Below are 21,420 nucleotides of genomic sequence, written 5' to 3' on the forward strand. Positions count from 1 at the left end.
CCTCTGGACTGTCAGTCTACGGCGGGGACGGTCAGAGACCTCACGGGCGGAGGCAGCTCGAGGAGCGGCTCGCCGAGCTCGGCCACGCGCCTGGCGGTCTCCCACGAACGGCGCAGCGCGACGAACTGATGCCAGTGCTGCGGCAGGTGCTCCGGGCGGGCGCGCCAGGGCCGCACCTCCGTCTCCCCGACGGCGACACCCATGAGAACCGTGGCCTCGGGATACGACCAGGGTTCCCAGGTGCCCGCTTCCGCGTCCACCACCTGCTCCTCGGCCTTGAGGCCTGCAACCAGCTGCATGACGACCTTGGGGTCCACGGGCTTGACCCGCCCCGCCCGGTCTGTGCCTTTGGTCTTGTAGTCCACGAGGCAGACATGGCCTCCGATGCGGGCCACGAGATCCAGGGTTCCCGCGTAGCCCACGGTCTCGTTCCACACGGTCACCTCTGCGGCCAGCGGCTCCACCCCGAACTCCTCGAACCAGCGCTCGAACTGCTCCGCGTACCGCTCTTCTCCGTGCTCGCGGAGGCGTTCCCTCGCCTCCTCGGCGCTGTGGGAGCGCCCCATGGCTCGCAGAGCCGCCTGCTCGCAGTACTCGTGCACTCGGTCTCCGCGCTCCGACGCCGCGTCCCGGTAGCGCTCGGCGGCGCCCGCAGCCTGGCTCACCAGACGGCGAAGCTCCGCAGGCCGTCCGAGAGCGGCATCAAGGCGGGGATTGTCCGCCAGATCTTTGGCCGCCATGTAGCCGTGCCACCCGCCCAGGTCCATCGGCTGCTGAGAGATGACCGTGGTGATCGAGGGCACGCGGGGCTCCGACGCGACAGAGCGGGCATACATCCGGCCGAAGTCCGTGGCCGTGGCGAGGCGGGGTGTGGTCATGTCCTCAAGCTTGGCACATGGCCCGGACACTCTAAGGCGACGCAGCAGACGCCGCCGCAACACGCGAGAGCCTTCAGATTTTGTCTTTGAGGAAGGAAGCGGATAGAGTTCTTACTCGTTGCACAGAGCACGGAAGGCTGAAAAGCCGGACCGTGAACACGTGCCATGCGGATGTAGCTCAGCTGGCTAGAGCACCACCTTGCCAAGGTGGATGTCGCGGGTTCGAATCCCGTCATCCGCTCGCTGGACCTCTCCGGACCACGCTTCGGCGTGATCATGGTGGGGTGGCCGAGAGGCGAGGCAGCGGCCTGCAAAGCCGTATACGCGGGTTCGAATCCCGTCCCCACCTCCAGGTCTGGCTCTCGAAGCAGCTGTTCTCTCAGCAGGACGGCGTTTGGAGGTTCTGATCTCAGTCTGATAGACTAGACAGGTTGCAAAACGCACTGAACAAAGTGTGTTGAGCGCGATTGGCGCAGCGGTAGCGCGCTTCCCTGACACGGAAGAGGTCACTGGTTCGATCCCAGTATCGCGCACTGAAAAGCGGCACGGTTTCGTGTCAATTTTCATGCGGATGTAGCTCAGCTGGCTAGAGCACCACCTTGCCAAGGTGGATGTCGCGGGTTCGAATCCCGTCATCCGCTCCATTCAACAGAATCAGGCTCCGCGGGGCGTCGCCGGTGAGAGTGAGCCTCCGCAGACGAATGTTGATCTGTGGATCAGCCTGATGAAGACCTTGTAAAAGGGGCCCCTTATAAGGGTCCCTTTTTTCGTGCCTCTTTTCTCATGATGCGCGGCAGCCCAGCGGACGGCGGGGTCCCCGAGCAGGACCCCGCCGTCCGCGGGCCGCCGTCCGCGGCCGCCGAACGCGACTCGGCGGCGCCTACCCCTCGGCTCCGCCGGCGCGGGCCATGGCGGTCAGCCGCGAGATCGCACGGTAGTACTTCTTGAGGTATCCGCCCTTGAGCATGCGCTCGGTGAACAGCCGGTCGAAGGGCACGCCCGAGGAGAGCACCGGAACGTCCAGGTCGTAGAGCCGGTCGGCGAGGACCACGAGGCGCAGCGCCGTGGCGTCGCTCTCGATCGTCGTCACGTTCCGCCAGACGACGCCGTTGACGCCCTCGATGAGCTGGCGGTACCGGCTCGGATGGACCTGGTTGAGATGCGCCAGGAGGGCGTCGAAGTCGTCGAGCGCCACCACCGTGCCGAAGTCCTCGCGCAGATGCGCCTCGGGATCGTCGAGGAGCGCGTCGTCGATGGGCGTCGGAGGCGTCGGGAGGCCGCGGTGCCGGTAGTCCTCGCCGTCGATCCTCAGCACCTCGAACTGGCTGGCGAGCGCCTGGATCTCGCGCTTGAAGTCCTCGGCCGCGAACCGCCCCTCCCCGAGCGAGCCCGGGAGGGTGTTGCTCGTCGCGGCGAGCTTCACACCGGCGTCAGAGAGCTCCCGCATGAGGCGGGACATGAGGACGGTGTCCCCCGGGTCGTCGAGCTCGAACTCGTCGATGCAGACCAGGGAGTACTGGGACAGGGCCTCCACCGCCTTGCGGAAGGACAGGGCCCCGACGAGGTTCGTGTACTCGACGAACGTGCCGAACGCCGCCTTGCCCTCAACCGCGTGGAAGAGCGAAGCGAGCAGGTGGGTCTTCCCGACGCCGAAGCCGCCGTCGAGATAGATTCCGGTGGGGCCCTTCGGAGCCTTCTTGCCGAACATCCGCCCGAAGAAGCCGCCGTCCGAGGGCCTGCCTCCGACCTCGGCCGCGAAGCGCCGCAGCCGCTCGACCGCCTCGGCCTGCGAGGGCTGGCTCGGATCGGGAATATAGGTGTCGAAAGACACGTTCTGGAAGCGAGGAGAGGGCGCGAGCCCCGCGAGCAGCTCGTCAGTGGTCACCTTCGGGAAACGGTCGACGAGGTGCACGAACTCATGAGGCTGAGGAGCCATCGGGGTCCTAACGGTTGGGGGACTGCTGCGGCGTGAGCGCGCCGGGGCTCTGTGTCCCGGCGCCCGTACCAGGGTACGGCACCGCCCAGCCTTGCCTTACTATCGGGCGGCAGGCCCGCGCCCTAGAATAAAGGCACTTGAGCCTCACGTATTCGCGCAAGAGAGAAGGACTCAGCATCATGGCACTTCCCGTCGACGACTCCCCCCGCTTCGCGGAGTACGCGCACCCTGAGCGCCTCGTCTCCGCCGAATGGCTCCTCAAGCACCGGAACGATCCGGGACTCGTGCTCCTCGAGTCGGACGAGGACATCCTCCTCTACGAGACGGGCCACATCCCGGGTGCGGTCAAGATCGACTGGCACACGGAGCTCACCGATCCGGTGACGCGAGACATCGTGAACGGCCGGCAGTTCGCCGAGGTCATGTCCGCCAAGGGCGTCTCCCGGGACAGCACCGTGGTCATCTACGGCGACAAGTCCAACTGGTGGGCCGCGTACGCCCTCTGGGTGTTCGAGCTGTTCGGCCACAAGGACGTCCGCCTCCTCGACGGCGGCCGCGACCTCTGGGCGGCCGAGGGCCGCGAGCTCACTCGCGAGAAGCCGCAGCCGTCCCCCGCCGACTACCCCGTCGTCGAGCGCGACGACTCCGTGATCCGCGCCTTCCTCCCCGACGTGCGGGACGCGATCGGATCGCGCCCGCTCATCGACGTCCGCTCCCCGCAGGAGTACACGGGCGAGCGCACGCACATGCCGAACTACCCGGAGGAGGGCGCTCTGCGCGGCGGCCACATCCCGACGGCGGCCTCCGTCCCGTGGTCCAAGGCGGCCAACGAGGACTCGACCTTCAAGGGCCGCGCCGAGCTCGAGGAGATCTACATGAAGGGCGCCGGACTCGAGCCGGGCTCCCCCGTCACCGCGTACTGCCGCATCGGCGAGCGCTCCAGCCACACGTACTTCGTGCTCAAGCACCTCCTCGGCTTCGAGGACGTCCGGAACTACGACGGCTCGTGGACCGAGTGGGGCAACGCCATCCGCGTCCCGATCGCCCGCGGCGAGAACCCCGGCGCAGCAGCCTGACAGCCGTCCGAGAGGAATCCCACCCCGTGACCACCCAGATCCCCAGCGCCCTGCAGGAGATCATCGAGGACTTCCAGGGCATCTCCGAGGCCGAGCGCCTCGAGCTGCTCCTGGAGTTCTCGGAGAGCCTGCCCGAGCTGCCCGAGCGCTTCGCGGAGCACCCGGAGCTGCTCGAGCAGGTCGTCGAGTGCCAGTCCCCGCTCTTCCTCACGGTGGAGCGCGAGGACTCCGGCGCCGTCGCCCTCTACTTCTCCGCGCCCCCCGAGGCGCCGACGACGCGAGGCTTCGCCTCGGTCCTCCACGAGGGGCTCAACGGGCTCACGGAAGAGGAGATCCTCGCCGTGCCGGACGACATGCCGCACCAGCTCGGGCTCGAGCGGGCCATCACCCCGCTGCGTCTGCGAGGCATGACGGCCATGCTCGGCCGGATCAAGCGCGGCGTGCGCGAGCTCGGCTAGCCCGCCCGGTAGGACATCGGGGACCGCCGCGCTTCCAGCGTCCGGCGCAGCCAGCGGCTCACGGCCTTGTTCCAGCGGTCCGGGTCCACGTTGAACTCCTTGGTGTGCCGTGCGACCGTGAAGCGCTCCAGCGTGACCATCTCCGCGTTGGCGTCCGCCAGCGCGGCGGACGGGCCGTAGGGGACGAACTCGTCGTCGGCCGAGTGGAGGATGAGGGTCGGCGTCCGCAGCTGGTCCGCACGCTCCACCCAGTTCATCGCCTTGAGGTTGAGCGGTGCGGCGAGACCCGTGATGCGCCGGCCGGCCCGGTTGGTGAGCAGCCACTGGGCGAGCCGTCCCACGTGCGGCGGAATGCGGTGGATCTGGGCGTGATGGGCGAGGACGTCCACCCAGTTGATGACGGGCCCGTCCAGGATGAGCGCCCGGATGTCCCCTGCGTTGACCGAGCGGTCGTTCGTCTGGAGGGCGATGGCGCCGCCCATCGAGAAGCCGACGAGGACGATGCCCGAAGCCCCCTGGGCCTTGGCGTGCAGGATGGCCGCGTCCACGTCATGCCACTCCGTGCCGCCGAGGGCGTAGCGTCCGTCGGGCGCCGCAGGCGCCTCGCCGTCGTTCCTGTAGGAGATGACGAGGCACGAGATGCCGAGGGCGTGGAGCGCAGGGACCGCGCGGAGGCATTCCGCGCGGCTCGCGCCGCGTCCGTGGATGAGAACGGCGGCAAGCCTCTCCTCTGTCTCCGACCCGGCCGGGAACCACCAGGCCGGAGCGGCGCCGCCCTCCACGGGGACCGTGTGGTGCTCGAGGGGCAGTCCGAGGCTCTCCGGATCCACAGACTGCACCCCGGTCCAGGAGCCGTTCGGCGCCTGCGAGATGTCGCCGGCGTCCACGGAGAGCAGCTCGCGGGTCACGGTCCCCTCGCCCGGCTCGTGCTCGGTGATCTCGCCGATGCGGGCGAACCCCTGGCCGCCGTCGAACCACAGACCGTAGCGGCCGGGGACCACCGTGTCGTCCGTCGCGCCGAGGACGATCTCCTTCCGCCCGCTGCCCGCGTCGATGACGGCGAGGATCTCGGTGTCCGGGATCCTCATGCGCGCCGGCACGATCACCTGGCGGGCGAAGTACGCCCCGAGCGACGCAGCCGAGCCCGCCACGAGGGAGGAGACCCCGGCCCCCGCCGCAAGGCCGATGGCCGCGTACTTCACGCTCTCGCCGGCCGGCCGCGCGTCGGCTCGGCGGCGCGAGGACCCGGTCAGGCGGGCGAGGAGAGGGCGGGACGGGGTGAGGTCGTCGAGATTCGGCATGCCACCATTGTGGCCCAGCGGGCCGGGACGGTTAAGCCGGCCGCCGATCCGCTTGCGCCCCGCCGCGCCTCTCGAGGAGGCTGAAGCCATGGAACACGAGCCAGTGCACGACGACGAATGGCGGCGCCGCCTCACCCCCGAGGAGTACCGGGTGCTCCGCGAGGCGGGGACGGAGGCGCCGTTCACCGGCGAGTACTGGGACTCGCACGCGGAGGGCGTCTACGCGTGCCGCGCCTGCGGCCAGGAGCTCTTCCGGTCCCAGCAGAAGTTCGACTCCCACTGCGGCTGGCCGAGCTTCTTCGCGCCGCTCGCCGAAGACCGGGTGGAGTACCTCAAGGACTCGACGCTCGGCATGGAGCGCGTGGAAGTGCGGTGCTCGGCCTGCCACTCGCACATGGGTCACGTCTTCGCGGGCGAGGGGTACGACACGCCCACTGACCTGCGCTACTGCATCAACTCGATCAGCGTGAGGCTCGAGGAGACGCCGGAGGGCTGACGGAAGCACCCGCCCGGCGTCTTCACTCCGGGGCGGCCCCGGCCTCCCGCCGCCGAGCAACGCAATTCGCGGTGCTCGGCGCTCACCCCGGGCCAGGAAAATGTGATCCTGCTTACGCTCGTCGGCATGACGACTTCACTCGACCTCCAGCACCTGCCCTCGCCCGCAGACCTCCCGCGGCCCGACGAGCTGAAGGCCCACCCCGCCTGGACGGCGGCGAAGGCGGCCTGCACCGCGATCGCCCCGCACCAGCGCAAGGACGGCTCCCTCGTCGAGGACGCGCCGCGCGACGAGATCGCCGGGCATGCCGAGCGCCTCGCCGCAGCCCTCGAGGACCTCGCCGAGCTCCTCCCCCACGACGCGGACTCGCTGCGCCTCGCCGCCGGAGACGTCCGAGCCTGGGCCGCCGACGGGTTCGGCATTCCGGACTTCCTCGACTCTCTCGTGGCGTTCGCCCCCGCGTCCCAGCGCGTGGACGGGCTCGTCCACGCCGTCGTCTTCCCCATGTACACGCAGAACGGCTCCACGGACCGCCGCTTCGAGGCCGTCCTCTTCCAGGTCATGTGGCCGGAGTTCATCGGCGAGCTGGAGGCGAGCGAGTTCTCCAACCCCCTCTTCCTCCCGATCCGCTTCATCGACTTCACGGCGGGCTACGACACCAACTCGGCCGTCCTCTTCCCCGAGTCGGTGGCCACGTCCTCCACCCCGGAGTTCACATGGGGCGCCATCTTCCAGGACCGCGAGGCGGCCCGGTACCGCCGCGTGGTGCGCAAGGCGGCGGAGATCACCGCGCTGCGCCTCCCCGAGGAGGCGGAGGCGATGCTCGAGGACCAGAAGCTCGCCGAGGAGGCGTTCATCCTCTGGGACCTCATCCACGACCGCACGCACATGCGCGGCGAGCTGCCGTTCGACCCGTTCATGATCAAGCAGCGCATGCCCTACTTCCTCTACGGCCTCGAGGAGCTGCGGTGCGACCTCACGGCGTTCCGGGAGTGCGTGCGCCTCGCGAACGACCCGAAGCAGAGCGAGACGGTCCGCCACCGCGCCCGCCTGGTCCAGTACGCGGTGGTGTTCGACCGCGTCTTCCGCTTCGCGGTGACGGGCTCGCGGGTGCGCAACTACGACGGCCTCGGCGGCCAGCTCCTCTTCGCCTGGCTCCACCAGCGTCGCGTGCTCAACTGGCGGGATGGCACGCTCGACATCGACTGGTCGGAGCTGCCGGCGGCCGTCAACGCCCTCGGAGAGGAGATCGAGGTCCTCTACTGGCGGTCCATCGACCGCCCGAAGGTCAGCCACTGGCTCGCCGCGTACGAGCTCGTCTCCGGCACCCTCACGCCTCACCCCGCCTCCGTGTGGGCGAAGGGCCCGGACGCGCTGCCGACCACGGGCAAGCTCGGCCTCGTCACGGACGAGCTGCTCGACGACGAGTTCCCCCTCTCGATGTTCTACGAGGCGCTGGAGAAGAAGATGCGCGAGACGGTCGCCTCCACCGCGGGCATCGTCGGGACGGATGCATAGACTCGCCCCATGACTGCTCTTCACGATCCAGACCAGCGCGGATTCGCCTCCGACAACTACTCGGGGGTGTGCCCCGAGGTCCTCGCGGCCATCGCCGAGGCCAACGGCGGCCACCAGTCCGCCTACGGCGCGGACCGGTACACCGAGCGGCTGGCGGAGGTGGTCCGGGCGAACTTCGGCGAGCAGGCCGAGGCATACCCGGTCTTCAACGGAACGGGCGCCAACGTCGTCGGCCTCTCCTCCGTGGTGCCCCGCTGGGGCGCGGTCATCTGTGCCTCCACCGCGCACATCAATGTGGACGAGTGCGGCGCGCCGGAGCGGGTGGGCGGCTTCAAGCTCCTCCCCGTCCCCGCGCCGGGCGGCAAGCTCACGCCCGAGCTCATCGACGTCGAGGCGTGGGGGTTCGACGACGTGCACCGCGCCAGGCCCTCCGCCGTCTCCATCACGCAGTCCACGGAGCTCGGGACGCTCTACAGCGTCGAGGAGATCCGGGCGATCGCGGAGCACGTCCACGGCCTCGGGATGGCCCTGCACCTCGACGGCGCGCGGCTCGGCAACGCCGCCGCGGCCCTGGGCGTGAGCCTGCGGGAGCTGACCGTGGACGCCGGCGTGGACGTCCTCTCCCTCGGGGCCACGAAGAACGGCGCGCTCTTCGGCGAAGCCGTCGTGGTCCTCAACCCGGAGCGGGCGCAAGGCGTCGACTACATCCGCAAGGCGCAGATGCAGCTCGCCTCGAAGATGCGGTTCGTCTCCGCCCAGCTCATCGCGCTCTACGAGGGGGACGTGTGGCGGCGCAACGCCGAGCACGCCAACGCGATGGCGCGCCGTCTCGCGGCCGCGCTCGACGGCGTCGAGGGCGTCACGCTGAGCAACCGGGTCGAGGCCAACGCCGTCTTCGCGATCCTCGACCCTGCGGTGGCGGACCGGGTGCGGGCCCGGTTCCCCTTCTACGACTGGGACGCCGCCCGGCACGAGGTCCGCTGGATGGCCGGGTTCGACACCTCGGAGGAGGACGTGGACGGGTTCGCGGACCTCGTCCGCGAGGAGTTGGAGGCCGCGCGGCGCGCCTAGCCCGGGCGCCCGCGGCCCGAACGTACCCTGGAGGAGTGCCGATCAACGCCGCGCATCCCGGGCCACGTCGAGAGGGGACGCCCCCTCTCCTCGTCAGCGTGCCCCGGGAGACCGCCAGCGCCGTGCCGGCGGCCTTCCGCGCCGCCGTCTCGGAGCTCGCCGGCGTCCCGCATCGCCGGGGCCTGCGGATCTCCGAGGTCCCCGCTCCCAAGTCGGCTGCCCCGTTCGCGGTCGCGCTCGGAGCCGAGGCGCGGGCCGAGCAGCACGGGACCTCCGCGGCCGGCCGGTTCATGCTCCTCCACGACCCGTCCGCGCCGGAGGACTGGGACGGCGACTTCCGCGTGGTGACGTACGTCCGCGCGGACCTCGAGGAGGACATGGGCAACGACCCCCTCATGTCCTCCGTGGCCTGGGACTGGCTCACCGAGTCCCTCGACTCCGCCGGTGCCGCGGCCCACCGCCTCGGCGGCCACGCCACGCGCGTCCACAAGGAGTCCTTCGGCACGCTCGACGGCGGCTCGGCCGTCATGGACATCGAGCTGCGCGCCTCGTGGACGCCGCGCGGCTCCATCGCTTCACACCTCTCCGCCTGGCAGTCCGTCCTCTCGGCGTTCGCGGGCTTCCCGCCGGAGAACGACGACGCAGCACCCCTGCCGGGACTGAGGTACACATGACCCGACGCACCCAGCAGAGGCCCGCCGAGAGCGCGGCCTCCGCCGAGCTGCCCCTGCTCGACCGCCCGGCCGAGGGCACGCCTCCCGTCGTCGACACGCCGGCCGGACTCGAGGAGGCGGTGCGCCGCCTGGCCGCCGGACGCGGCCCCATCGCGGTCGACGCAGAGCGGGCCTCCGGCATCCGCTACGGCCAGCGCGCCTTCCTCGCCCAGTTCAAGCGGGCGGGCTCCGGGATCCTGCTCGTCGACACGGAGTCGCTCGTGACGGCCGGCGCGGACTTCGGGCCGCTCGCCCGCGTCCTCTCCGGCCCCGAGTGGATCCTCCACTCGGCCATGCAGGATCTGCCCTGCCTCGACGAGCTCGGGCTCGCTCCCGCGGCCGTCTTCGACACGGAGCTCGCCGCCCGGCTCTCCGGCTACGAGCGCTTCGGGCTGGGCTCCGTCGTGGAGCGGACGCTCGAGGTGCGCCTGGCGAAGGAGCACTCGAACTCCGACTGGTCCAAGCGGCCTCTCCCCCAGGCCTGGCTCACGTACGCGGCGCTCGACGTCGAGGTCCTCCCCGACGTCCGCGAGGCGCTCATCGGAGAGCTCGCGCTCCAGGGCAAGCTCGAGTGGGCCTACCAGGAGTTCGCGCACCTGCTGGCCCAGGGGCTCCCGGAGCCGAGGAAGGACCCGTGGCGCCGCACGTCCGGCCTCTCCTCGCTCAAGTCGCGCCGGCTCCTCTCCATGGCCAAGTCCCTCTGGGAGGCCCGCGAGGCGCTCGCGCAGAGCAAGGACGTCTCCCCCGGCCATCTCTTCCCGGACAGCGCCCTCGTCGCCGCGGTCAAGGCCCAGCCGAGGACGGTCCCCCAGCTCCTCGAGGCGCACGGATTCCACGGCCGCTTCGCCCGCAAGGAGGCGCCGCGGTGGCTCGAGGCGCTCCGGGCGGGAGCAGACAGCACGCCGTATCCCGACCTGCGCGGCCCCTCGACGGGCAAGCTGCCCGCGCCTCGCACCTGGGAGTCGCGGAACCCGGAGGCCTTCGCCCGCTTCACCGAGTCCCGCCCGGACATCCAGGACCTCGCGGAGCAGCTGAGCCTGCCCGTGGAGAACCTGCTCCAGCCGGCCGTCCACCGCGAGCTCTGCTGGACGGCGTCCGCGGACATGGAGACCGAGGACGTCGCCTCCGCGCTCGCCGCTCTGGGCGCCCGACCGTGGCAGATCGGGCTCACGGCGGATCCGCTGGCCCAGGCGTTCGCCCGGGCGACCTCTACCGGGCGGTAGCGTAGGCTGAACCGGCGTAGTCTGGATCACAGTTCAACACGGTCTCTCGCCCAGGAGGAGCACATGGCATCCCGTTTCGACGCACTGGCAGCCAAGGTCCCGAACGAGGTGGTCACCCGGGCCTCCGCGCACGACGTCGAGACCCCCGCGGGCCCCATTGCGCTCGTGACCCTCGACAACGGCGATGCGAAGGGGCGCCCCACGACGCTCGGGCCCTCCTCGCTCCTCGAGCTCCGCGCCTGCCTGGAGAACCTGGCGCGCCGCGCCCAGGACGGTGAGATCGCCGGCGTCGCCTTCACGGGAGCCAAGGGGACCTTCCTCGCCGGAGCCGACCTCAGCACGGTCACCCAGCTCGAGACGGAGGAGGACGGCCGGGCGATGGCCGCCCTCGGCCACGAGGTCTACCAGATCATCCACGAGCTGCCGGTCCCCACGTTCGCCTTCGTCAACGGCACCGCGATGGGCGGAGGCCTCGAGCTCGCCCTCGCCTGCGACTACCGCACGGTCTCCGACGCCGCGAAGGGCATCTCCCTCCCCGAGGCCTTCCTCGGGCTCATCCCGGGATGGTCCGGCATCTACCTGCTGCCGCGGCTCATCGGTCCCGAGGCCGCCGTCGAGGTGATCGTCAAGAACCCCCTCAACAACAACCGCTCCCTGAGCGGACACGAGGCGTCCGAGCTCGGCATCGCGGACGCCCTCGTCCAGGGCGAGGACTTCGTCCCCCGCTCCCTCGAGTGGGCGGCGCGCGTGGTCTCCGGCCAGGAGCAGGTTCTCCGGCCCAACGCGGTGGACCCGGCGGAGGAGACCGTGGCCCAGCGCTGGGAGAAGGCCGCAGACGCCGCTGCGGCGTTCGTCCAGGGCAAGACGGGACAAGCCGCGCCGGCGCCCCTCGCCGTCGTCGACGTCTTCCGCCGGGGCCGCACGCTGACGCGCGAGGAGTCCCGCGAGATCGAGATCGAGACGCTCGCGGAGCTCATGCAGTCTCCCCAGTTCCGTGCGACCGTCTACGCGTTCCTGGAGCTCGTGACCAAGCGGGGCAAGCGGCCCGCGGGCGCGCCGGATCCCTCCATCGCCCGTCCGGTCTCCAAGGTCGGCGTCGTCGGCGCGGGGCTCATGGCGGGGCAGCTGGCGCTCGTCTTCGCCCGCCGGCTCCAGGTGCCCGTCCCCATGACGGACGTGGACGAGGAGCGCGTGCGCAAGGGCGTCGCGGCCGTCCACGCGGAGATCGAGAAGCTCGCCGCGAAGGGCCGGATCGGCGAGGCTGAGGCGCGCCGGCTGACCGGGCTCGTCACGGGCACCACGGACCGCTCGGAGTACGCGGACGCCGACTTCCTCATCGAGGCGGTCTTCGAGGAGCTCTCCGTCAAGAAGCAGGTCTTCGCGGAGTTCGAGGAGATCGTGCGCGAGGACTGCATTCTCGCCACGAACACCTCCTCCCTCTCCGTCGCGGCGATGGCGGAGGGGCTGAAGCACCCGGACCGCGTCATCGGGTTCCACTTCTTCAACCCCGTGGCGGTCATGCCGCTGCTCGAGATCGCAAAGACGGACTCGACCTCCGAGGACGTGCTCTCCACGGCCTTCGTGCTCGCCAAGGGCCTCGGCAAGACCGCGGTGCTCGTGCACGACGCCGCGGCCTTCGTGGTCAACCGCATCCTGCTCCGCCTCCTCGGCGAGGTGGCCCGGGCGTGGGACAACGGCACCGACGCCGAGACCGCGGACCGCGCCCTCGACCCGATGGGCCTGCCGATGACCCCGTTCACGCTCCTCGCGATGGTGGGGATCCCGGTGGCGCAGCACGTGTCCGAGTCGCTCCACACGGCCTTCGGGGACCGCTTCTGGGTCTCGCCCAACCAGCAGCGGCTCATCGACGCGGGCGTCAAGCGCATCTGGGAGAAGGACGAGAACGGGCGGCCTCACATTCCCGAGTCCACCCTCCGCCTGCTCGAGTTCGGCGACTCCCCCGTCTCCGGCGACGAGCTTCTGCGGACGGTGCAGGACGCTCTCGCGGAGGAGATCGGGCTCATGCTCGACGAGGGCGTGGTCGCCAGCGCCCGGGACATCGACCTCTGCATGATCCTCGGAGCCGGCTGGCCCTTCCATCTCGGCGGCATCACGCCGTACCTTGACCGCGTCGGCGCCTCCGAGCGCGTGCGCGGCCGGGAGTTCGGCGCGATCGCCGGGGAGTAGGGCCGAGCGCAGGTCCTAGCCGGATCCCTACGGCTTGACCCGCAGGGGCTGGCCGGCGATGAGCAGCGCCGCCATGGCCACCGCGAACGCCACGAGGAGCGAGGCCATGGTCCCCACGATGAACCGCTCCGCCGCGGCGGGCGTCTTCTTCAGCTCGCTGAAGCGGCCCAGGCCCTTGATGGCGACGACGATCGCGACGACCTCCGGGTAGCCCGCCAGCAGGCCTCCGGTGACGGCGATGCGCTCCAGCACGCCGATCATGAGGCCTCCCCGCATGATGGCCTCGTTCGGCTTCTCCTCGCCGGCCTCGAGGAGGACCACGCGCTTCTCCCGCGGCCTGGGCCGGTGCTCGCCGATCCAGAGGAACAGTCCCGTCACGGCCCAGCCGCCCGCCGCGCTCACGGCGAGGGCTGCCAGAGCCAGCCACCAGGGCATCATCGGCGTGCCTCCTTCTCCGTCTCGTCCGCGGGGGCCGGTCCGCTCCCCTGGTCCGCCGTCGTTGCGGCGCCCGTCGAGGCGTCCGCCTGTTTGAGGAGCGAGGCGACGGCGCGGCCGGCGCGCTCCAGCTCTTCGGCGTGAGCGGCCCGGACGAGCTGTGAGAGGGCCTGCGGGGTGCGGCCCATGGCCTCGGCGGCCTCTTTCTGCGTCCGAGCCGCCTGCACCGCCTCCACGGCCTCCCACTGCTTCTGCGTCCGTCCGGCGAGCAGTCGGGCCCACGTCCAGGTCAGGGCGTCTGCGTCCTCCCACTCCTCGCAGCCGTCCGGCCCCCGCACCGCCACCGGCGCCGACGGCCGCCGCTTGGCCTCCTCGACGGCTGACCGAGCGGCGATGAAGGCATCCCCCCTGGCCTCCCGCGTGGACGCGGGCAGGGGGTGCTCGACGCCGCCGATGCCCACGCCGGCCGAGAAGCCACCGAGCCTCAGCACCCGCTCGAGGACCTCGACCGTCTGAGCGGCGTCCGCGAGGAGGCCCTGCACCTCATCCCCTGCCGTGCGCTCGAAGGCGAGCGAGGCGGAGACGGGCGCGAGGGCCTCGAGGAGGGCGGGGACCGCGTCCGGGCGGCTGCGGCTGTCCCGCTGGTCGATGGTCACGGCGAACATGCCTCCAGTAGAGCACATCACTGCCGGGGCTATCAAGGTTTACATCTTGATTTATGACTATCAAGCTCTGGAGCTTAATTTCACGGAATCAAGGACACCCGGCCGATCCGCTGCTCAGAACAGCGCGACCTTCTCCGGGGCCGGGAAGAGCGCGTCGATCTCGGCGAGCTCGTCCGCCGTCGGGCTCCACACGGCCGCCTCCGCGTTGGCGCGGACCTGCTCTGGCCGGGTGGCGCCCGCGATGACGCTGCCCACCGGCCCCTGGGCGAGCAGCCAGGAGAAGGCGAGCTGCACCATGGTGATGTCCCGCTCCCGCGCGAAGCGCTCCAGGGCGGCCAGCGCCTCGAAGTCCGTCTCCTCGAGCAGGTGGGGGCGGTTGTGGGACAGCCGCGAGCCCTCGGGAGCCGTGCCCTGCCCGTACTTGCCCGTGAGCAGGCCGTGGGCGAGCGGGAAGTACGGCAGGACCCCGAGGCCGAGCGCCTCCCCGGCGGGGATGACCTCGAGCTCGGCGCGGCGGTCGATGAGGTTGTAGTGGTTCTGTGCACTGACGAACCGCTCCCGGCCGAGCGCCCGCGCGGCGTACTCCGCCTGGGCGATCTGCCAGCCCGCGCGGTTGGAGTGGCCGATGTACCGGACCTTGCCCTGCTCCACCAGGTCGGAGAGGGCTGCGAGGGTCTCCTCGATCGGCGTGAGCGGGTCGGGCGTATGGAACTGGTACAGGTCGATGTGGTCGGTCCCGAGGCGGGAGAGCGAGGCCTCGACGGCCTGCATGATGTAGCGCCGCGAGCCGCGCGCCCCGAAGTCCGGACCGTTGGCGCCCTGCATGTCCATGCCGAACTTGGTCGCGAGGACCGCCTCGTCTCGGCGCTTCCCGAGCGCGCGGCCGAGCATCCGCTCGCTGAGCCCCGGCTCCGCGCCGTAGATGTCCGCCACGTCGAAGAGGGTGATCCCGGCGTCGAGGGCCGCGTGCACCACGGCGTCCGCTCCGGCCTGGCTTTCCGTGGCGGTCTTGGGCCGTCCGAGGTTGTTGCATCCGAGTCCGATCTCGGAGACGGCGAGGCCCGAGGCCCCGAGGCGGTTGATTCTCATGCGAGTGCTCTCCTTCGCTGTCTCGGCCTCCTGGGCCGCCGGCTGGACGGTGAGGACCGGGTCAGTCCCCGTAGCGCGAGAAGGCCGGGCCCTTGTCCGGGTGGCGGCGGATGAACCGCTCCGAGCCGCGGGGCGCCACGGCCAGGGTCATCTTGGTGGGGTCGAACTCCCGGAGGGCGATGAGCGCGCCCTTGAGGGCGCGCTTCGCGTCCGGGACGCGGACCACGTGGTTGAGGCGGAAGGCGCCCCGCTCCGTCTCCACGATCTCGCCGAGGCCGCGCCAGGCGAAGTAGCGCGTCAGGGCCTCCCTGGTCTTCCGCTCGAAATAGCTGTCCCGCTCGGTCCCCTCACGGGTCTTGAGCTTGTACTGGACGATGAGCGTCTCGCACTCCTCCGGAGCGAGCTCGCGGAATCCGTCCGCCTCGCACTGCTCCCGGAAGGCGGCGAAGAGGCGCTCCGCCTCCTCGACGGCGACGACGTCCGCGGACTCCGTCGTCGACTCGTGGCCGAGGGAGCCGCGGTTGACGACGACCTGGGCGTTGCCCTCCTCGTCCGCCTCGATCCAGGCCTCGCGGAAGAGCGGCTCGGGCGTGGCGTCCATCTTGTACAGGCGGGCGATCGTCATGGGGTCTCCAGTCTCTCTGAGCGGGACCACCAGGAGCTGACGGTCGCCGAAGGGTTGTCGAAGGGCGGCGTGTTCCCGAGCATCGCCGAGCTGACCGCCTCGGCCGAGGCCTCCATGGCCTCGACGAGCGACGCGGGATAGCCGAACTGCCGCTGGTGCTCGAGGAACTCGTCCTCGTCGTCCACGAACACGCCGCGGGTGTGGGAGGCGACGACGTCGAGGTCCATGTCGAAGCTCTCCACCTCGAAGCCCCGGCTCCGCACGCCCGGCTGCGCCGTGGGCGCGGAGAACTCGTGGGCACGGAGCATGGCGGAGACGTCCACGTACGTGTGCCAGTCGGGGCCGTCTGCGCTGTCCCGGGGATGGAACGTCGCGATCCACGGGCTGCCGTGCGGCACAAGGCAGAGAGCCGGCCGCCCGGCGAAGAATCCGAGACCCGGCCGGGCCACGAAGGCGCCCGCGGGCTGGCGGACCCAGTGTCCGTGCTCGTCCGCCCCGGCGTAGCGCCCGGGCACCGTGTAGTGGGCGAGGCCGTTGTACTTCCAGGCCCGCACGATCACGGGCTCCCCGAACTCTGCCGCGGCGAGCGCCGAGACGTCATGCCTCAGCGCCTCCCGCTCCGCGGGACGGGGTCCGGGGCCGTGGGCAGAGACCCTCACAGGCGAGGAAGGCTTCCGGTGTTGTCCGAGACCCCGGCGGAGGCCCCGGCCCCGCGAGCGAAGGGGACCTTGGTGCCCAGCACCTGCGCGACGATGTCCGCCGTGATGCTGCGCGCGTCGAGCCCCACCCGGGACAGGACCTGCGAGCGGGTCCCGTGGGCGAGGAACTCCGCGGGGAGCCCCACCTCGGAGAGAGCCGTGTCCACGCCCGCAGCCCGCATCTCCTGGCGGATGCGCGAGCCCACGCCGCCGGCCCGGACCCCGTCCTCGAGGGAGACGACGATCCGGTGCTCCCCCGCGAGGCGGATGACGGACTCCGGAACCGGCAGCACCCAGCGGGGGTCGACGACGGTGGCGGTGATGCCGTGCGCGTTGAGCCGCTCGGCCACGTCCAGGGCGATCTCGCTCATGGCGCCGACGCTCACGAGGAGCACGTCCCGGCGGGCGTTGTGCTCGTCCACCTGCTCCTCTCCGACGCGAGCCAGGACGTCGACGCCGTCGGACAGGCGCTCGATCGCCTCGACCGGCTGGCCCACCTCTCCCTTGGAGAAGCGGACCACGCTCGGCGCGTCCTCGATCGCCACGGCCTCGCGCAGCTCCTCCCTCAGCCGTTCTGCATCGCGAGGTGCGGCGAGGTGAAGGCCCGGCACCACCTGGAGGACGGCCATGTCCCACATGCCGTGGTGGCTGGGGCCGTCCGGTCCGGTCACTCCGGCGCGGTCCAGGACGACGGTGACGCCCGCCTTGTGCAGGGCGACGTCCATGAGCAGCTGGTCGAAGGCCCGGTTGAGGAAGGTGGCGTAGACGGCGACGACGGGGTGCAGCCCGGCGAAGGCCATGCCCGCTGCGCTCGTGAGCGCGTGCTGCTCCGCGATGCCGACGTCGAACACCCGGTCGGGATGCCGCGCCGCCATGGTGTGCAGGCCCACGGGAATGAGCATCGCGCCCGTGATGCCCACGATGTCCTCGCGCTCGTCCGCGATGTCCGCGATCTCCTCGGAGAAGACCGAGGTCCAGGACTGGCTCTTGGCCGCGGACACGGGGACGCCCGACTCGGGGTCGATGACGCCGACCGCGTGGAACTGGTCCGCCTCGTGGGCGCGGGCCGGCGCATAGCCGTGCCCCTTCTCCGTCATGGCGTGGACGATGACCGGCCCGCCGAAGTCCCGGGCCTGGCGCAGCGCCCGCTCCAGCGAGGCGAGGTCGTGCCCGTCCACGGGACCGATGTACTTCATGCCCAGGTCCTCGAAGAGCCCCTGCGGCGCCCAGAAGTCCTTGGCCCCCTTCTTGGCGGCGTGCAGGCCCTTGTAGAAGGTCTTCCCCGCACCGCCCGAGGCCTGGAGCCGCCGCTTGAAGTAGCCGAGCGCCTGCTCGTACTGCGAGGCGGTCCGCACCGAGTCGATCGCCGGCCGGAAGGAGGCGAGGTACTTGGCCACCCCGCCGATGGTCGGCGCATAGGAGCGGCCGTTGTCGTTGACGACGATCACCACGCGGCGGTTCTTGTCCTCCGCGATGTTGTTGATGGCCTCCCACGCCATGCCGCCCGTCAGCGCGCCGTCTCCCACGACGGCGACGACGCAGCGGTCCTTCTCCCCCTTGAGGGCGAACGCCCGGGAGATGCCGTCCGCCCACGAGAGGGAGCTCGAGGCGTGGGACGACTCCACCACGTCGTGCTCGGACTCGCCCCGGTCCGGATAGCCGGAGAGGCCGCCCTCCTGGCGCAGCGTGGAGAAGTCCTTCCGGCCGGTCAGCAGCTTGTGGACGTAGGACTGGTGGCCTGTGTCGAACACCACCGGATCACGCGGCGACTCGAAGACCCGGTGCACGGCCATGGTCAGCTCGACGACGCCGAGGTTGGGCCCGAGGTGTCCTCCCGTCTGGGAGACGTTGGTGATGAGGAACGCCCGGATCTCGTCCGCCAGGTCCGCCATCTCCTGCGGCGAGAGCCTGTCCAGGTCAGCCGGCTCGCGAATGGACTCCAGGATCGTCATGCGTACTCCGCTCCCTCCCCCGCGCCCCGGGGCGAGGCGCGCATGGTCAACAGTCTAAACCTGGCGGCGCGGGCGGCGAGGAGGCTGCACGGAGGCAGCCGCCGGGCGCGGACGCCGCGCGGCGGAACGCCGAAGACCCGGCCTCCGGGAGTCGGAGAGCCGGGTCTTCGGTGCAGCCGCTACTTGGAGGCGAGGCTCCGGAGCACGTACTGCAGGATGCCGCCGTTGCGGTAGTAGTCGGCCTCGCCGGGTGTGTCGATGCGGACCACCGCGTCGAACTCCTTGGACGAGCCGTCCTCCTTGGCCGCCGTGACCTTGACGGTCTTCGGCGTGGTGCCCTCGTTCAGCTCGGTCACGCCCGTCACGGAGAAGGTCTCCGTGCCGTCGAGGCCCAGCGTCTCGGCGGACTCGCCCTCCGGGAACTGAAGCGGGAGCACGCCCATGCCGATGAGGTTGGAGCGGTGGATGCGCTCGTAGGACTCGGCGATGACGGCGCGGACGCCGAGGAGCGCCGTGCCCTTCGCAGCCCAGTCGCGGGACGAGCCCGAGCCGTACTCCTTGCCCGCGAGGACGACGAGCGGGGTGCCCTGCTCGGCGTAGTTCACGGACGCGTCGTAGATGGTCGACTCCGGGCCGCCCTCCTGGGTGAAGTCCCGGGTGAACCCGCCCTCGACGCCGTCGAGGAGCTGGTTGCGCAGGCGGATGTTGGCGAACGTGCCGCGGATCATGACCTCGTGGTTGCCGCGGCGGGAGCCGTAGGAGTTGAAGTCCTTCCGGTCCACGCCGTGCTCGATGAGGTACTTGCCCGCCGGGGAGTCCGACTTGAAGGAGCCGGCCGGCGAGATGTGGTCCGTGGTGACCGAGTCGCCGAGCTTGGCGAGGACGCGCGCGCCCTCGATGTCGGTGACCGCGTCCGGCTGCGCCTTCATGCCCTCGAAGTACGGGGGCTTGCGGACGTACGTGGAGTCCTCGGCCCACGCGAAGGTGTCGCCCTTCGGCGTCGGCAGGGACTGCCAGCGCTCGTCGCCCTCGAAGACCGTGGCGTAGGAGTCCTCGAACATGCCCTTGTCGATCGAGCTGTCGATGATCTTCTGCACCTCGGCCGGGTCCGGCCAGATGTCCTTGAGGTAGACGTCGTTGCCGTCCTGGTCCTTGCCGAGGGCGTCGTTCTCGAAGTCGAAGTCCATCGAGCCGGCGAGCGCGTAGGCGATGACCAGCGGCGGGGACGCGAGGTAGTTCATCTTCACGTCCGGGTTGATGCGGCCCTCGAAGTTGCGGTTTCCGGAGAGGACCGCCGTCACCGAGAGGTCGTTGTCCTGGATGGCCTTCGAGACCTCGGGCTCGAGCGGGCCCGAGTTGCCGATGCACGTGGCGCAGCCGTAGCCGACGACGTAGAAGCCGATCTTCTCGAGCTCGTCCATGAGGCCGGACTTCTCGTAGTAGTCCGTGACCACCTTGGAGCCCGGGGCGATCGAGGTCTTGACCCACGGCTTCGAGGTGAGGCCCTTGGCCACCGCGTTGCGCGCGAGCACGGCCGCGGCGAGCATGACCGACGGGTTCGAGGTGTTCGTGCAGGACGTGATGGACGCGATCGAGACCGCGCCGTGGTCCAGCTCGAACTCGCGGCCGTCCTCCATGGAGACGCTGACCGGCTTGCTCGGACGGCCGGCGGCGCCCTGGGCGGCGCTCACGGTCGTGCGCGGCTCCTGGCCCTCCGGCTGCTCGTCGCCCGGGCTCGTGGCCGGTGCGTCCGAGGCGGGGAAGGACTCCGCGTCCGGCTGCTGCACGTCCACGTCCACGTAGTTGTGGAGGTCCTTGCGGAACTGGGCCTTGGCGTCCGTGAGCTCGATGCGGTCCTGCGGACGCTTCGGGCCGGCGATGGACGGCACGACGGTCGAGAGGTCGAGCTCCATGTACTCGGAGAAGACCGGCTCGTTCGCCGCGTCGTGCCAGAGGCCCTGCTCCTTGGTGTAGGCCTCGACGAGCGCGACCTGCTCGTCGGAGCGGCCCGTCAGGCGCAGGTAGTCGAGCGTCACGTCGTCGATCGGGAAGATCGCCGCCGTCGAGCCGAACTCGGGGCTCATGTTGCCGATGGTGGCGCGGTTCGCAAGCGGGACCTGGCCGACGCCGTCGCCGTAGAACTCGACGAACTTGCCGACCACGCCGTGCTTGCGCAGCATCTCCGTGATGGTGAGCACGACGTCGGTGGCCGTGGCGCCCGCCGGGATCTGGCCGGTCAGCTTGAAGCCGACGACGCGCGGGATGAGCATCGAGACGGGCTGGCCGAGCATGGCAGCCTCGGCCTCGATGCCGCCGACGCCCCAGCCGAGCACGCCGAGGCCGTTGACCATCGTGGTGTGGGAGTCGGTGCCGACGCAGGTGTCCGGGTAGGCGCGCTTGACGCCGTCGACCTCGCGGGTCATGACGACGCGAGCCAGGTGCTCGATGTTCACCTGGTGGACGATGCCCATGCCCGGGGGCACGACCTTGAAGTCGTCGAAGGCCGTCTGGCCCCAGCGCAGGAACTGGTAGCGCTCGCCGTTGCGCTCGTACTCGATCTCCATGTTGCGCTCGAGCGCGCCGGAGTTGCCGAAGGCGTCGATCTGGACGGAGTGGTCGATGACCATCTCGGCCGGCGCGAGCGGGTTCACGCGCTTCGGGTCGCCGCCGAGGTCCTTGACGGCCTCGCGCATCGTGGCGAGGTCGACGACACAGGGAACGCCCGTGAAGTCCTGCATGATCACGCGGGCCGGGGTGAACTGGATCTCGGTGTTCGGCTCAGCCTCCGGATCCCACGAGGCCAGGGCCTTGACGTGGTCCGCGGTGATGTTGGCGCCGTCCTCGGTGCGCAGAAGGTTCTCGAGGAGAACCTTGAGGCTGAACGGGAGCTTCTGCGCTCCCTCGACCGCCTTGAGTCGGAAAATCTCATACTCGGAGCCGGAGACCTCGAGGGTTCCCTTGGCACCGAAACTGTCAACTGTCGTCATGTGCGTTGACTCCTCTCGCCATTCGCCATCTTCGTCCCGCACTGCGCCGTCGAACCAGTAAGGCGATCCTAAACATCCGACGGCGTCCGCCTGGGAGGCACTCTCCCCGGCG

The 21,420-nt window shown here is 70.6% G+C and carries 18 protein-coding genes and 4 tRNA genes; 12 read left to right on the forward strand and 10 right to left on the reverse strand.

What is annotated here, in order from left to right:
* Positions 1 to 11 precede the first annotated feature (11 nt).
* Complete coding sequence (locus H9I38_RS02425) at positions 12 to 878, reverse strand: PD-(D/E)XK nuclease family protein (protein ID WP_226337027.1); 867 nt, start codon at positions 876 to 878, stop codon at positions 12 to 14.
* Between the two features lie 167 nt (positions 879 to 1,045).
* Here H9I38_RS02425 and H9I38_RS02430 point away from each other — a divergent pair.
* From H9I38_RS02430 to H9I38_RS02445, 4 genes are all read left to right on the forward strand, one after another.
* Positions 1,046 to 1,119: transfer RNA gene (locus tag H9I38_RS02430), tRNA-Gly, on the forward strand.
* Between the two features lie 37 nt (positions 1,120 to 1,156).
* Positions 1,157 to 1,230: transfer RNA gene (locus H9I38_RS02435), tRNA-Cys, on the forward strand.
* Between the two features lie 109 nt (positions 1,231 to 1,339).
* Positions 1,340 to 1,411 (forward strand) — tRNA-Val (locus H9I38_RS02440).
* Positions 1,412 to 1,445: 34 nt separating this feature from the next.
* Positions 1,446 to 1,522 (forward strand) — tRNA-Gly (locus tag H9I38_RS02445).
* A 236-nt stretch (positions 1,523 to 1,758) separates the two neighbouring features.
* Here the strand turns inward: H9I38_RS02445 and zapE are convergent.
* Positions 1,759 to 2,814, reverse strand: coding sequence for a cell division protein ZapE (zapE, locus tag H9I38_RS02450; protein ID WP_226337028.1), 1,056 nt, complete (start codon positions 2,812 to 2,814; stop codon positions 1,759 to 1,761).
* 179 nt (positions 2,815 to 2,993) lie between these two features.
* Between zapE and H9I38_RS02455 the strand changes: the two genes are divergently transcribed.
* Both H9I38_RS02455 and H9I38_RS02460 read left to right on the forward strand, forming a co-directional pair.
* Positions 2,994 to 3,890: a sulfurtransferase gene (locus H9I38_RS02455; RefSeq protein ID WP_226337029.1), complete on the forward strand. Its 897-nt coding sequence runs from the start codon at positions 2,994 to 2,996 to the stop codon at positions 3,888 to 3,890.
* 26 nt (positions 3,891 to 3,916) lie between these two features.
* Positions 3,917 to 4,348, forward strand: coding sequence for a SufE family protein (locus H9I38_RS02460; protein WP_226337030.1), 432 nt, complete (start codon positions 3,917 to 3,919; stop codon positions 4,346 to 4,348).
* Here the strand turns inward: H9I38_RS02460 and H9I38_RS02465 are convergent.
* Positions 4,345 to 5,649, reverse strand: a complete 1,305-nt coding sequence (locus H9I38_RS02465; RefSeq protein ID WP_226337031.1) for an alpha/beta hydrolase family protein — start codon at positions 5,647 to 5,649, stop codon at positions 4,345 to 4,347. The two genes, H9I38_RS02460 and H9I38_RS02465, sit on opposite strands and share 4 nt — an antisense overlap.
* Positions 5,650 to 5,737: 88 nt before the next feature.
* Between H9I38_RS02465 and msrB the strand changes: the two genes are divergently transcribed.
* From msrB to H9I38_RS02495, 6 genes are all read left to right on the forward strand, one after another.
* Complete coding sequence (gene msrB, locus H9I38_RS02470) at positions 5,738 to 6,145, forward strand: peptide-methionine (R)-S-oxide reductase MsrB (protein ID WP_226337032.1); 408 nt, start codon at positions 5,738 to 5,740, stop codon at positions 6,143 to 6,145.
* A gap of 126 nt (positions 6,146 to 6,271) precedes the next feature.
* Entirely contained in the window at positions 6,272 to 7,663 is a 1,392-nt protein-coding gene (locus tag H9I38_RS02475; RefSeq protein ID WP_226337033.1) for a DUF6421 family protein, read from the forward strand.
* Positions 7,664 to 7,672: 9 nt separating this feature from the next.
* Entirely contained in the window at positions 7,673 to 8,734 is a 1,062-nt protein-coding gene (locus H9I38_RS02480; protein ID WP_226337034.1) for a threonine aldolase family protein, read from the forward strand.
* A 98-nt stretch (positions 8,735 to 8,832) separates the two neighbouring features.
* On the forward strand, positions 8,833 to 9,408 hold the full coding sequence (locus H9I38_RS02485; RefSeq protein WP_226337035.1) for a DUF3000 domain-containing protein: 576 nt from the start codon (positions 8,833 to 8,835) through the stop codon (positions 9,406 to 9,408).
* A complete protein-coding gene (locus tag H9I38_RS02490; protein WP_226337036.1) occupies positions 9,405 to 10,670 on the forward strand; it encodes an HRDC domain-containing protein in 1,266 nt (421 codons plus the stop codon). The genes H9I38_RS02485 and H9I38_RS02490 overlap by 4 nt, the downstream gene beginning before the upstream one ends.
* A 63-nt stretch (positions 10,671 to 10,733) precedes the next feature.
* Positions 10,734 to 12,857, forward strand: coding sequence for a 3-hydroxyacyl-CoA dehydrogenase NAD-binding domain-containing protein (locus tag H9I38_RS02495; RefSeq protein ID WP_226337037.1), 2,124 nt, complete (start codon positions 10,734 to 10,736; stop codon positions 12,855 to 12,857).
* A 27-nt stretch (positions 12,858 to 12,884) separates the two neighbouring features.
* Here H9I38_RS02495 and H9I38_RS02500 read toward each other — a convergent pair whose 3' ends face one another.
* From H9I38_RS02500 to H9I38_RS02530, 7 genes are all read right to left on the reverse strand, one after another.
* Positions 12,885 to 13,295: a hypothetical protein gene (locus H9I38_RS02500; RefSeq protein WP_226337038.1), complete on the reverse strand. Its 411-nt coding sequence runs from the start codon at positions 13,293 to 13,295 to the stop codon at positions 12,885 to 12,887.
* Positions 13,292 to 13,957 (reverse strand): SatD family protein, encoded by a 666-nt coding sequence (locus tag H9I38_RS02505; RefSeq protein ID WP_226337039.1) that lies wholly within the window; start codon positions 13,955 to 13,957, stop codon positions 13,292 to 13,294. The genes H9I38_RS02500 and H9I38_RS02505 overlap by 4 nt, the downstream gene beginning before the upstream one ends.
* A 114-nt stretch (positions 13,958 to 14,071) precedes the next feature.
* The gene (locus tag H9I38_RS02510) at positions 14,072 to 15,046 is read right to left on the reverse strand and encodes an aldo/keto reductase (protein WP_226337040.1); all 975 of its coding nucleotides are present in this window, start codon (positions 15,044 to 15,046) and stop codon (positions 14,072 to 14,074) included.
* Positions 15,047 to 15,107: 61 nt separating this feature from the next.
* Positions 15,108 to 15,671 (reverse strand): hypothetical protein, encoded by a 564-nt coding sequence (locus H9I38_RS02515; protein ID WP_226337041.1) that lies wholly within the window; start codon positions 15,669 to 15,671, stop codon positions 15,108 to 15,110.
* On the reverse strand, positions 15,668 to 16,330 hold the full coding sequence (locus tag H9I38_RS02520) for a DUF402 domain-containing protein (protein ID WP_226337042.1): 663 nt from the start codon (positions 16,328 to 16,330) through the stop codon (positions 15,668 to 15,670). Before H9I38_RS02520 ends, H9I38_RS02515 begins: the two co-directional genes overlap by 4 nt.
* Positions 16,327 to 18,321: a 1-deoxy-D-xylulose-5-phosphate synthase gene (gene dxs, locus H9I38_RS02525; protein WP_226337043.1), complete on the reverse strand. Its 1,995-nt coding sequence runs from the start codon at positions 18,319 to 18,321 to the stop codon at positions 16,327 to 16,329. The genes H9I38_RS02520 and dxs overlap by 4 nt, the downstream gene beginning before the upstream one ends.
* Positions 18,322 to 18,500: 179 nt before the next feature.
* Positions 18,501 to 21,308, reverse strand: a complete 2,808-nt coding sequence (locus tag H9I38_RS02530) for an aconitate hydratase (RefSeq protein WP_226337044.1) — start codon at positions 21,306 to 21,308, stop codon at positions 18,501 to 18,503.
* Positions 21,309 to 21,420: the final 112 nt, after the last annotated feature.

Source organism: Arthrobacter sp. UM1 (assembly GCF_020483305.1).
In the GTDB taxonomy this organism is placed as follows: Bacteria; Actinomycetota; Actinomycetes; order Actinomycetales; family Micrococcaceae; genus Falsarthrobacter.

Coding starts and splice junctions, on each gene's coding strand:
- H9I38_RS02425 (WP_226337027.1), bottom strand. CDS start 878: ATGACCACACCCCGCCTCGCCACGGCCACGGACTTCGGCCGGATGTAT.
- zapE (WP_226337028.1), bottom strand. CDS start 2,814: ATGGCTCCTCAGCCTCATGAGTTCGTGCACCTCGTCGACCGTTTCCCG.
- H9I38_RS02455 (WP_226337029.1), top strand. CDS start 2,994: ATGGCACTTCCCGTCGACGACTCCCCCCGCTTCGCGGAGTACGCGCAC.
- H9I38_RS02465 (WP_226337031.1), bottom strand. CDS start 5,649: ATGCCGAATCTCGACGACCTCACCCCGTCCCGCCCTCTCCTCGCCCGC.
- msrB (WP_226337032.1), top strand. CDS start 5,738: ATGGAACACGAGCCAGTGCACGACGACGAATGGCGGCGCCGCCTCACC.
- H9I38_RS02475 (WP_226337033.1), top strand. CDS start 6,272: ATGACGACTTCACTCGACCTCCAGCACCTGCCCTCGCCCGCAGACCTC.
- H9I38_RS02480 (WP_226337034.1), top strand. CDS start 7,673: ATGACTGCTCTTCACGATCCAGACCAGCGCGGATTCGCCTCCGACAAC.
- H9I38_RS02490 (WP_226337036.1), top strand. CDS start 9,405: ATGACCCGACGCACCCAGCAGAGGCCCGCCGAGAGCGCGGCCTCCGCC.
- H9I38_RS02495 (WP_226337037.1), top strand. CDS start 10,734: ATGGCATCCCGTTTCGACGCACTGGCAGCCAAGGTCCCGAACGAGGTG.
- H9I38_RS02500 (WP_226337038.1), bottom strand. CDS start 13,295: ATGATGCCCTGGTGGCTGGCTCTGGCAGCCCTCGCCGTGAGCGCGGCG.
- H9I38_RS02505 (WP_226337039.1), bottom strand. CDS start 13,957: ATGTTCGCCGTGACCATCGACCAGCGGGACAGCCGCAGCCGCCCGGAC.
- H9I38_RS02510 (WP_226337040.1), bottom strand. CDS start 15,046: ATGAGAATCAACCGCCTCGGGGCCTCGGGCCTCGCCGTCTCCGAGATC.
- H9I38_RS02515 (WP_226337041.1), bottom strand. CDS start 15,671: ATGACGATCGCCCGCCTGTACAAGATGGACGCCACGCCCGAGCCGCTC.
- dxs (WP_226337043.1), bottom strand. CDS start 18,321: ATGACGATCCTGGAGTCCATTCGCGAGCCGGCTGACCTGGACAGGCTC.
- H9I38_RS02530 (WP_226337044.1), bottom strand. CDS start 21,308: ATGACGACAGTTGACAGTTTCGGTGCCAAGGGAACCCTCGAGGTCTCC.